The 10,347-nt window shown below is 67.1% G+C and carries 9 protein-coding genes; 4 read left to right on the top strand and 5 right to left on the bottom strand.

Features of this window, described 5'->3' with window-relative positions; translation table 11 throughout:
* From ccoN to ACIQ6O_RS07820, 3 genes are all read right to left on the bottom strand, one after another.
* Positions 1-1,515 (bottom strand): cytochrome-c oxidase, cbb3-type subunit I (ccoN, locus tag ACIQ6O_RS07830; protein ID WP_396207222.1); only part of this gene is annotated, 1,515 nt, incomplete at its 3' end.
* Positions 1,516-1,841: 326 nt separating this feature from the next.
* Complete coding sequence (locus ACIQ6O_RS07825; protein ID WP_396207221.1) at positions 1,842-2,984, bottom strand: serine hydrolase domain-containing protein; 1,143 nt, start codon at positions 2,982-2,984, stop codon at positions 1,842-1,844.
* Between the two features lie 167 nt (positions 2,985-3,151).
* Entirely contained in the window at positions 3,152-4,903 is a 1,752-nt protein-coding gene (locus ACIQ6O_RS07820) for a methyl-accepting chemotaxis protein (protein WP_396207220.1), read from the bottom strand.
* A gap of 282 nt (positions 4,904-5,185) precedes the next feature.
* Between ACIQ6O_RS07820 and ACIQ6O_RS07815 the strand changes: the two genes are divergently transcribed.
* Together ACIQ6O_RS07815 and ACIQ6O_RS07810 are read left to right on the top strand one after the other, a co-directional pair.
* Complete coding sequence (locus ACIQ6O_RS07815; RefSeq protein WP_396207219.1) at positions 5,186-5,698, top strand: DUF411 domain-containing protein; 513 nt, start codon at positions 5,186-5,188, stop codon at positions 5,696-5,698.
* A complete protein-coding gene (locus tag ACIQ6O_RS07810; protein WP_396207218.1) occupies positions 5,695-6,246 on the top strand; it encodes a GNAT family N-acetyltransferase in 552 nt (183 codons plus the stop codon). The genes ACIQ6O_RS07815 and ACIQ6O_RS07810 overlap by 4 nt, the downstream gene beginning before the upstream one ends.
* Before the next feature lie 53 nt (positions 6,247-6,299).
* Here the strand turns inward: ACIQ6O_RS07810 and ACIQ6O_RS07805 are convergent, their stop codons facing one another.
* Both ACIQ6O_RS07805 and ACIQ6O_RS07800 read right to left on the bottom strand, forming a co-directional pair.
* Positions 6,300-7,046, bottom strand: a complete 747-nt coding sequence (locus tag ACIQ6O_RS07805) for a lysophospholipid acyltransferase family protein (RefSeq protein WP_396207217.1) — start codon at positions 7,044-7,046, stop codon at positions 6,300-6,302.
* Between the two features lie 5 nt (positions 7,047-7,051).
* On the bottom strand, positions 7,052-7,960 hold the full coding sequence (locus ACIQ6O_RS07800) for a GNAT family N-acetyltransferase (protein ID WP_396207216.1): 909 nt from the start codon (positions 7,958-7,960) through the stop codon (positions 7,052-7,054).
* 179 nt (positions 7,961-8,139) lie between these two features.
* Here ACIQ6O_RS07800 and ACIQ6O_RS07795 point away from each other — a divergent pair, with 179 nt between their 5' ends.
* Together ACIQ6O_RS07795 and ACIQ6O_RS07790 are read left to right on the top strand one after the other, a co-directional pair.
* Complete coding sequence (locus tag ACIQ6O_RS07795) at positions 8,140-8,904, top strand: esterase family protein (protein ID WP_396207215.1); 765 nt, start codon at positions 8,140-8,142, stop codon at positions 8,902-8,904.
* A gap of 221 nt (positions 8,905-9,125) precedes the next feature.
* Positions 9,126-10,313, top strand: a complete 1,188-nt coding sequence (locus tag ACIQ6O_RS07790; protein WP_396207214.1) for a dipeptidase — start codon at positions 9,126-9,128, stop codon at positions 10,311-10,313.
* Positions 10,314-10,347 lie beyond the last annotated feature (34 nt).

The raw sequence follows: 10,347 nt of genomic DNA, 5'->3' as shown, positions 1-10,347 counted from the left end.
CGGCACCACCGGGTGCTCTTCCACGTACGCCTTCGGCAGCGGTGCGGCCTCGATGACCGGCACCTCGTACTTCGCGGGGCGGTTGGCCCACGTCTTGAAGATGTTCCAGCCGAAGACGACCATGCCCACGATGTACATCGTGCCACCGGCCACGCGCATCCAGTACATGGGCATCAGCTTGAGCACGGTTTCCACGAAGTCGGGATAGGCCAGGCGTCCCGTTTCGTCGAAGGCGCGCCACATGAGCCCCTGCGTGACGCCCGCGCTGTAAATCGCGACCACGTACAGCACGATGCCCACCGAGGCGATCCAGAAGTGCACCTCCATCGCCTTCTTGCTGTACACCGGCGCCTGGAAGAGGCGCGGCAGCAGCCAGTACACCATGCCGAACGTCATGAAGCCGTTCCAGCCGAGGGCACCGGTGTGTACGTGCGCGATGATCCAGTCGGTGTAGTGTGCGAGGGCGTTGACGCTCTTGATGGAGAGCATCGGGCCTTCGAAGGTGGACATGCCGTAGGCGGTGACGCCGACGACGAAGAACTTGAGGATGGGATCCTGCGCCACCTTGTGCCACGCGCCGCGCAGCGTGAGCAGGCCGTTGATCATGCCGCCCCAACTCGGGGCCCAGAGCATCACCGAGAAGAGCATGCCCACCGTGGAGGCCCACTCGGGCAGCGCGGTGTAGTGCAGGTGGTGCGGGCCGGCCCAGATGTACATGAACACCAGCGACCAGAAGTGCAGGATGGACAGCTTGTAGCTGAACACCGGCCCTTCGGCGGCCTTGGGCATGAAGTAGTACATGAGGCCGAGGAACGGCGTCGTGAGGAAGAACGCGACGGCGTTGTGGCCATACCACCACTGCATGAAGGCGTCCTGCACGCCCGCGTAGATGCTGTAGCTCTTCAGCATCCCCGCCGGCATGGACAGGTTGTTGAAGATGTGCAGGATCGCGACGGTGACGATGGACGCGATGTAGAACCACAGCGCCACGTAGATGTGGCGCTCACGGCGCTTGATGATCGTGCCGAAGAAGTTCACCGCGAACACCACCCACACCACGGCGATGGCGATGTCGATGGGCCACTCGAGCTCCGCGTATTCCTTGGCCTGCGTGAAGCCGAAGGGGAGCGTGAGCGCCGCGGACACGATGATCGCCTGCCACCCCCAGAAGTGGAAGTTGCTGAGCGCATCGGAGAACATGCGCGCCTTGAGCAGGCGCTGGGTGCTGTAGTAGCACCCCATGAAGAAGGCGTTGCCGGCGAACGCGAAGATCACCGCGTTCGTGTGCAATGGCCGCAGGCGCCCGAACGATGTCCATTCGAGGCCGAAATTGAAGATCGGGTTGGCCAGCTGCAGGGCGATTAGCAGGCCGGCGAGCATGCCGACCACGCCCCAGATGAACGTGGCGAACAGGAATTTCCGGACGATGGCGTCGTCGTACGAAAAGCGGTCGAGCGCGACGCCGGCGACGCGGGGGGCCGCTCCTTCAGTAGCCACGCTGGTGGCGGGGATCATCGAATTCCCTCTGGGAGTGTGGGATTTGGGCAGTGCGAAGGAGAGTCTAGGCCTTCGCGCCCGCTCACTCCGTCAGGAGGGGGATGGAAAAGCGTCGGGGAAAACCCGATAAACAGGGGGGAGTTGGACCGTTCGGTCCAAGTGCTTGTGGGGCTTGGGGTTTCGTCTTGAGCCGATGGGAAACGCAGACGGCAGACCGCAGGAACTACAGCACGCAGTCCCGGAGGCAGGCGGTACAACAACACGGGGGCGACCGCTTTGCGGCGCCCCCGATTTCCTTTGCGGTAGGGATATCAGGGCCGCGCGTAGCGCCGGCCCCGCCCCCCTCACGGCACCACCACCGACGCCGCCACGCTCACCAGCGATCCCGCCAGCAACGTGACCGGCGCCGGATTCTCGTTGGCAATCAGCACCACGGTGAAACGGCCGGCCACGTCATGTGCCGCCACCGACGCAAACCCGCGGATCTCGCCGGTGTGCGACCACACCGGGCGCCCCACGAGCTGCCGCCGCACGATCCCCAGCCCGTAGTTCTCGCTCCCCACGGTGGCCATCATCTGCCCAAGCGAGGCGGTACTCACGAGCCGGCCCGTCATGAGCCCCTGCCACCAGCGCGCCAGCGCCTCCGGCGTGGAGAAGTACGCGCCGGCGGCCCAGGCCGCGCTGTACGTGGAGGCGCGGGTCTCCATGACGTTCATGGCCCCGCCGACCCATCCCCCCGGTAGCGGACCCGTCGGCGCTTCGTACTGATCGAGGAAGGGAGCCGTCAGCCCCAGCGGCACCAGCAGCTCATCGCGCACCTGCTGATGGTACGGGCGTCCACCCGCCGCCTCGGCGACGAGCCCGGCCAGCTGATAGTTGGAGTTGGAGTAGCTCCACCCCGTCCCGCGCGGAAAGAGCGGCGGGCGCAGCAGCGCGAGCGTCCGCTGCGGTGTCCAGCGGGCGCTGGTGTTGGCGAGAATGGAGTCCCGGTAGCCCGGCGCGTCGGTGATGTCGAAGACGCCACTGCTGTGATTGAGCAGCTGGCGCACCGAAATCGCCGGATCAACATGCGCGATGGGCGGCAGCCATCGCCCCACCGGATCATCGAGCGTGAGCCGGCCGCGCTCCGCGAGACGCACGAGCAACGTGGCGGTGATGGACTTGGAGATGCTGCCGATGCCGAGGCGCATGGCCGTGTCCATGGGCACACCCGGAGCGGCGAGCCCCGCCACACCGCGCCACACGCGGCCGTCGGCAAGGACGACCGCCCCCGAAACGCCACGCAGCGGCACGGCCCGCACGGCGCTGTCGAGCACCCGCTGCAGGCGCGCCGTCCAGATCGTGTCGGTCGCCACGGTCACGGGAGGCGACGAGGGCGTTGACGGTGTGGCCGACGTGGGCGCGTCGGTCGCGCAACCCAGCAGGGCCGCGACGACCACGAGAGTACCAACGACTGCCAGCCGCGCGCCGTGGGATTGGTATGCCATATGTCGTACAGACGTGCTCACGAGAGCGCCGTTAACGCGACGCGGCGGGTTCAGCCCGCTACGATACATAGCGCATGGACATCCGCGACGATCAAGGGGTCAGCGTCGTTGATCATCCACCGATCAACGACGCTGACCCCTTGTGCGCTTGAACACCCAGCGGCCGACTACGCTGCCCGGCGCCCCGCGCGGTGAGCCCGCTCTTCGTCGGTGCGGAACCGCTCCGCCTGCGCGCGCTGCGACCGCGCCTGCGCCGTCAGCTCCTGGCTGGCGCTCGCCGACTCTTCGGCGTTCGCCGCCGCCTGCTGAACCGTGGTGTTGAGCTGCGCGAGCGCCTCGCGAATCTGCGTGACCCCTTGCTGCTGGCTTTCCGCGGCCTGACCGATCTGCCCCATGACCGCGTTCACCGAGCCGATGCGGTGCGCGACTTCCTTGAGCTGCGAGCCCACTTCCTGGGAAATGGTCACGCCCCCTTCCACGCGCAGCACCGCCTGATCGATGAGCGCGGCCGTCGTGCGCGCCGCCTCGGCGCACCGCATCGCGAGCGCACGCACCTCGTCGGCGACCACGGCGAACCCGCGTCCTGCATCGCCGGCGCGCGCCGCCTCCACGCTCGCGTTGAGCGCGAGCAGGTTCGTCTGGAACGCGATCTCGTCGATCGTCCGCACGATCTTGGCCGTTTCACGGGCCGCGTCGCGCGTGCCGTCCATCGCCACGATGAGCCGATTGACATGCTCCACGCCCGCCTCCGCCGACTTCGTGGCCGTCGTGGTCGTCTCGCGGGCATCGCGCACGTTGCCTTGAGTCGCCTGCCCCAGCCCCGCGAGCTCCGTCACGCTAGCGCTGATCTCCTCGAGCGTCGCCGCCTGCTCCGACGTGAGCTGGGCGAGGGTATCGGCCCCGTTCGCGATTTCCGTCGAGGCCGCATCGATCTGGCGCGACGACGCATTGAGCTCACCGATCGTCTCGCGCAGCTGCGCCACGGCATCGTTCAACTCCGTGGCGGTGCGATCGTAGTCGCCGCCGAAGCCCGTGGCGACCGACTTCGTGAGGTCGCCGTCGCGCAACGCCGTGATCACCGGCATGAGCGAGCCGAGGAACGCGTGCGTGGCGCCCAGATCCGCCTCGTTCTTCTGACGCAGCGATTCTACCGTGGCCGCGCCTTCGATCATGCGGTTGGACACGGCCGCGAAGGTGCCCTTGAGCGCCCCGCTGCTCACGTGCATCGCGCGCTTCTCCGCGACGGCGCGCCCCAATTCCAGGGCATGCGCGTCGAGGGTCTCTACGGCGCTGATGACGGTGCGCACGGCCGCAGCCACCCCGTCACCGGCGGGCACCACGTCGAGGCGTCCCTCGCCCACGGCTTCGAGCGATTCGAACAACGCCTGCGTGCTGTGCGCTTCCTTCTCGAGCCCTAGCGCCTGGAACACCAGCACCGCGGTCTCGAACACCACGAAGAGCGCGTGCACCACGACGATCCCGTGGCCGCCGGTGGAATGATTGAGCACCCACACCCCCACACCCATGCCCTGCAGGATGTGGAAGGCCACGTGGTGCACCGCGATGAACGCCGCCGCGGCCACCAGTACCCGCCAGTCACGATACGACAGCAGGAAGGCCAGCGACGCGAAGATGTGGAAGTGCATCTCGATCAGGCCGCGGGCCTGATGGATGAACAGCGCCGAGAACGCCATGAAGGCGAGCCCGATGAAGAAGCGGGTCCCTGTGGCCCCGGCGCGGGTACGCGAGACCCAGATGCTCGCGAGCGCGAGCGGCGCGCCCACCACGAGCGCCGGGGTCCACGCCTGGTAGATCCACGCCAGGATCAGGGAGACGGGGAAATGCAGCAGCAACACGGTGCCGAGCAGGCGGTCCGCGTCGCGGCGACTCCGACCCAATACGGTCGACGGAAGAGCCATGGTCGTGATTCCAGGTGATGCCGGGGTGGCCTGACGCGGCACAGCCCCTGGGTGAAACGGGAAAGACGGGAGTCGCCAGCTGCGACGCTCCTCGCACGGAGTATCGGGAGTCGATCTATCGACTTGAGTGCGATTTGACGCGTTTCTGTATCGGGAAAACCGAAACGCCGCAACGACTTACGCCGCGAGCAGAGAGCCCACTCCGACAGCGAAACGGTCTGGACCGCGAGTCCAATTTTGCGCGCGGCCGTGTAGCGCCCCGAGACGATATACTTTTCAGACATGCCCACCTTCCCGAACCCCGCCGGGGTCGCGGCCGCCGCTTCCCGCCGCGCCTTCCTCCGCACCGCCGCGCTGACCATGGGCGGCGTCCTGTTCGCCCGCCCGGCGATGGCCGAGTCGGCCACCGAGTCGCCGGTCGCGCCGGTGCCGATGACCGTGTACAAGGATCCCAACTGCGGCTGCTGCGAGCAGTGGGTGGCGCATGTGAAGCAGGCGGGATTTGCCGTCACCGTGCGCGACACGGCCGACATGGCCACCGTGAAGGCATCGATGGGCGTGCCTGACTCGCTCGGCTCCTGCCACACGGCGCGCGTCGGCAGCTACACCATCGAAGGGCACGTGCCTGCGGACCTCATCCGGAAGCTGCTCGCCGAGAAGCCCGTGGCGCGCGGCCTGGCCGTGCCCGGCATGCCGATGGGCTCCCCCGGCATGGAGCAGGGCGGCCAGAAGGACCGCTACGACGTGCTCCTCTTCGACAAGGCCGGCAAGACCAAGGTGTACGCGTCGCGATGAGCGCGGTGGATCTCCAGAGCGCGCCGACGGGGGTCGATCGGGAAGCGCCGGTCCCGGCGCGCCCGCTCCCGGCGTTCCGCGTGGGCGACGTGGTGGTGCACCACGCCGACGAGGCCGATATCCCGGCCATCGTGGCCCTCAACAATTTGTACGCCCCCGACGGCCTCACGCTTATGCGCAGCGAGGCGTTCGTTACCGCCCACCTGCAGGACTATCAGGTCATTCGCGGCGCGGACGGCCGGATCCGGGGGCAGGTGGCGCTCGACGAGTACGCGCCGTCGCTCACGGAAATCGTCTCGCTCGCCGTGGCCCCCGACCAGCAAGGCCATGGGCTCGGGCAGGTGCTCATCACGGCCGCCGAGCATCTGGCGCGCGAGCGCGGGCACCGCGAGATCTTCGCCATTTCGCTCGCCGAAGCGCTGTTCCTGCGCATGGGGTACACGCTCACGAGCATCGAGATCTATCCGGAGAAGATCGCCCGCTACAAGTCGATCTCCCGCTCCGAGCTGTCGATCGGCCGGAAATTCTGCTTCACCAAGCAGCTCTGAGCGACGGATCGCACGCGCCAGCGTCGCGTCACATCGTACCGCGGCACCTGTGCCTACAGCCAGGCGATGGCGGCGCCGAGGGCACTGAAGAGGCCGAGCGCGCTGCGCAGTCCGCTCCGCAGCGCGCCGTGGACAGCGGTTGTCAGAGTTCGTCGCGCGCTGGCTGCGGGTGCCGCATGCGACTGCAGGGCGCCGTCTGAGAGCTGCTCCGCAATACGCGCACGCGAGGTCCGGGTCGCCGCCTTGCGATCGGCGGGCGCGGGTACCCCCTCCAGCCAGTGCATCTCGAAGCACGGCGACTGCGTTCGCCAGAGACGCGGCAGATTGGCGACGAGAGATTCGTCGTCAATCCAGCAGAGTGCGTGGCTGTCGCCCGCAGCCAGCCCCCGTAACGCCAGCGGCTGTACCTGCACCCCGGCGCGAACTGCCGCCTCCACGAGCGCCGACTTGAATGGACGCAGCGCGCGCCCGTCGGTGGTGGTGCCCTCGGCGAAGAGCACTACGACGCGTCCCTCGCGCAGCCGTGACTCCAGCACGGGGATGGCGCGCAACAGGTCGCGACGACGGGTACGGTCGATGAACACCACACCGCATCGAGCGGCCAACCAACCCACGATCGGCCACGCGGCCACTTCCTGCTTGGCGACGAACGCACACTCGACGTCGGCTGCCAATACCACGATATCGAGCCACGACAGGTGATTGGCCACAACGAGCGCGCCGCCCGTCGGGGCCGCTCCAACCGTGCGCCGCCGGACATCAAAAATGCAAAGGACCAACCGGCACAGCAGACGAACCACGCTGCCTATCCGAAGAACGATGTGTATGCAGCAGGGGCCATCGCTTCCGTGTCGAGCAGCACGAGATAGTCCGTGGTGCCGAACTCGCGGTCGAACGCTGGCGGGCCACAGACCCGCGCGCCCAGCGACAAGTACGACTGGAAAAGGGGCGGCAACGCGTTCGGCGCGTCAGGTGCCTGCGCATCGAGGGCGCGGCCGTCATCGTGGAGCGCGCGCGTCGTGGTGCGCGGTCGGACGAACACGTCATCGTGCAGCGCACCGTTGGACGTCAACGCATTCCATGTGCTCCGGGCCAGCTCCGGGTCGAGTCCCGGGACGGAGCAGCAGCCAAACAGATACCGTTGTCCGTTCCACTGCAGGTATCGGGCGAGGCCGCGCCACAGCAGGCGAATCACGCGGCCGTTCCGATGCCCGGGCGCCACGCACGCGCGGCCAATCTCGACCGAACGGGCCAGAATGCTGCCAGCCATTCCACCGAGTTCGAAGAACTCCGCGCTGTAGAAGCCGAAGCGCGAGGCGGCCATCGTGACCGTTTGCATGCGGTACGTACCCACGACCTGATCTGAGGCGCGATGGATGATCATCAGGTGGTGGAACCAAGGATCTCGATGGTCCTCGTCGCGGGCCGTGGACATGGCGGTGGCGAGTCCTTCACCCAGCTCCTCGTTGAACACCCGATAGCGCAGCGCCTGCACCTCGGCCAGATCGCGCCGCGTCCACGCGAACCGCAGATCATAGGCACCGGCCACCGTCACGCCGGGCGGGATGGCGTCGGTCTGGTGCGGGAACACCTCGTCGTCCAACGGACTTTTGGGTGTCGTCGGCGCGGTCGTCGCCCCCTCCTCGCGTAGGCTTGGCGACGAGGTGTACGGGGCGAGCTTGCGAACCGTGCTCTCGGATGCGCGCGCGATCATCGGGTACTCCTATCCGGAGGGTCTGGTCACCAAGGCGGCTGATGCGTGACAACCTCTGCGGAGTTCGTGATCGCCCCGTGTCGGGATCGGCACAGGTACGTCACTGCCAGGCAACAGGTTGCCCCGCCCGGACCGCTTCGAGACTGGCCTCGGGCCAGCTTCGCAGCGAGCTTATTCGAATGGCCCCACCGTTCGTAGATCCGCACCTGCCACGCCGCATCGACCGCTGGCGGAGTCCGGCCCTCGGTCTCGAGATGCCCATCGTGAGCTATGGCTGGCGTGGGCAGCCGGTCCTGCTGTTCCCCACCGCGGCGGCCGACTTCCTCGAGAACGAACGATTCTGGCTCATCAAGGCCATCGAGCCCCTGCTGCAGCAGGGCCGCATTCGCGTCTTCTCCATCGACAGCATCAACCGGCTGGCGTGGATGGACCGCGGCCTGTCGGTGCAGGAGAGCGCGCGCCGGCAGGCGCTGTATTCGCGGTATGTCGAAGACGAAGTGGTGCCGTTCATCCGCCATGTCTGCGGCGACGGCGGCGCGCGCGCCCTCACGACCGGCGCGAGCTTCGGCTGCTTTCACGCGGCCAATGCCTTCTTCCGCCGCCCTGATCTGTTCGGGGGCGTGATCGGCATGAGCGGCTTCTTTGATCTGTCGCACAGCTACTTCAAGGGCTACAGCGACGACAACTGCTACTTCAATAATCCCATGTGGTACGTGGCGAACCTCGAGGGATGGACCCTCGATCAGCTGCGCCATCACTCACGCATTGCGATTGTATCGGGGCAGGGCGCGTACGAGCGTCCCGACTACGCCCGCGAGTTTCACGACCTGCTCGACCGCAAGGGCATCGGGCACATCTTTGATTTGTGGGGACATGACGTGAACCACGACTGGCCGTGGTGGCGCAAGATGCTCCCCCATTACCTGGAGCGACTGGGATGCTGATTGACGGTAGTTGCAAAGACAGGGAGCAGGTAGCGGATCGTGGAATGCAGGGAGCAGGGTTGTGGTATTCGTCACTGACAGCTCACTACCGAAAGCTGACAGCTCCCCTGCTGCTTGCGGGATGCGTCGCGGCGCTCTCCTCACCCGCCGGAGCGCAGAGTCCCGCCGCCGCCTCGAGCAAAGCCGCCCAGGATCTCCGCAACGCGTCGCTCGACGCGCGCGTGGCCTACGTGCGCTCGCTGCTGCGTCGGTCGCCGCTCGTGGACGGACACAACGACCTGCCGTGGGCGATGCGCGAGGAGAAGGAGAATCCGCTCGATGTGGAAGCGTACAATCTCCGTCGCCAGACCAAGGGGATGACCGACATCGCGCGCCTGCGGCAGGGGCAGGTGGGCGGCCAGTTCTGGTCGGTGTACATCCCCGGTGACATCCGCGACAGCGGCTACGCGCGCGTGCAGCTCGAGCAGATCGACATCGCCCGCCGCGTGATCGCGCGCTACCCCGACGTGTTCACGCCGGCGCTCACCGCGGCCGACGTGCGCAAGGCGTACGCGCAGGGGAAGATCGGCTCACTGCTCGGCATGGAAGGTGGACACGCCATCGAGAACTCCTTGGGCGCACTGCGCGCGTACTACGATCTCGGCGTGCGGTACATGACGCTCACGCACAACGTGACGCTCGACTGGGCCGATGCCGCCAACGACAAGGCGCGCACCGGCGGACTCACCAACTTCGGCAAGGAAGTCGTGCGCGAGATGAACCGGCTCGGCATGCTGGTCGACCTCTCGCACGTGTCCCCCGGCGTGATGAGCGACGCGCTCAACACCACCGAGGCACCGGTCATCTTCTCGCACTCGAGTTCACGCGCCGTGACCAACGTGCCGCGCAACGTGCCCGACAGCATCCTCGCACGACTGCCGAAGAACGGCGGCGTGGTGATGGTGACGTTCGTCCCCGGCTTCGTGTCGCAGAAGGTGGCCGACCACGACGCGGCGCTCAATCGGCTGCGCGATTCCGTGGCCAAGCGTTATCCCGGCGACAACGATGCGCAGTTCAAGGCCGTCGCCGCATGGCGACAGGCGAATGCCACGCCCATCGCCACCATCAGCGACGTCGCTGATCACATGGACCGCATCAAGCAGGTGGCCGGTGCGGCGCATGTGGGCATGGGTGGTGACTACGACGGCATCACGGAAACCGTGCAGGGGCTCGAGGATGTCTCGAAGTATCCCTATCTCCTGGCGGAACTCGTGAAGCGTGGCTGGACGGCGTCGGAGATTCGCGGTGTCGCGGGCGAGAACGTATTGCGCGCGCTGGCCCGCACCGAAGTCGTGTCGGCCCGTCTGCGAAAGGAACGTCCCGCCAGCACCAAGACCATTCAGCAACTCGACCGGAAGATCACGCCATGACCCTCGATCGCAGGCAGTTCCTCAAGAGCTCGGC

The organism is Gemmatimonas sp. (assembly GCF_044345575.1).
Lineage (GTDB): Bacteria > Gemmatimonadota > Gemmatimonadetes > Gemmatimonadales > Gemmatimonadaceae > Gemmatimonas.
Note: the sequence above shows the minus strand (reverse complement) of the source record. Positions and strands in the feature narration are given on the sequence as shown.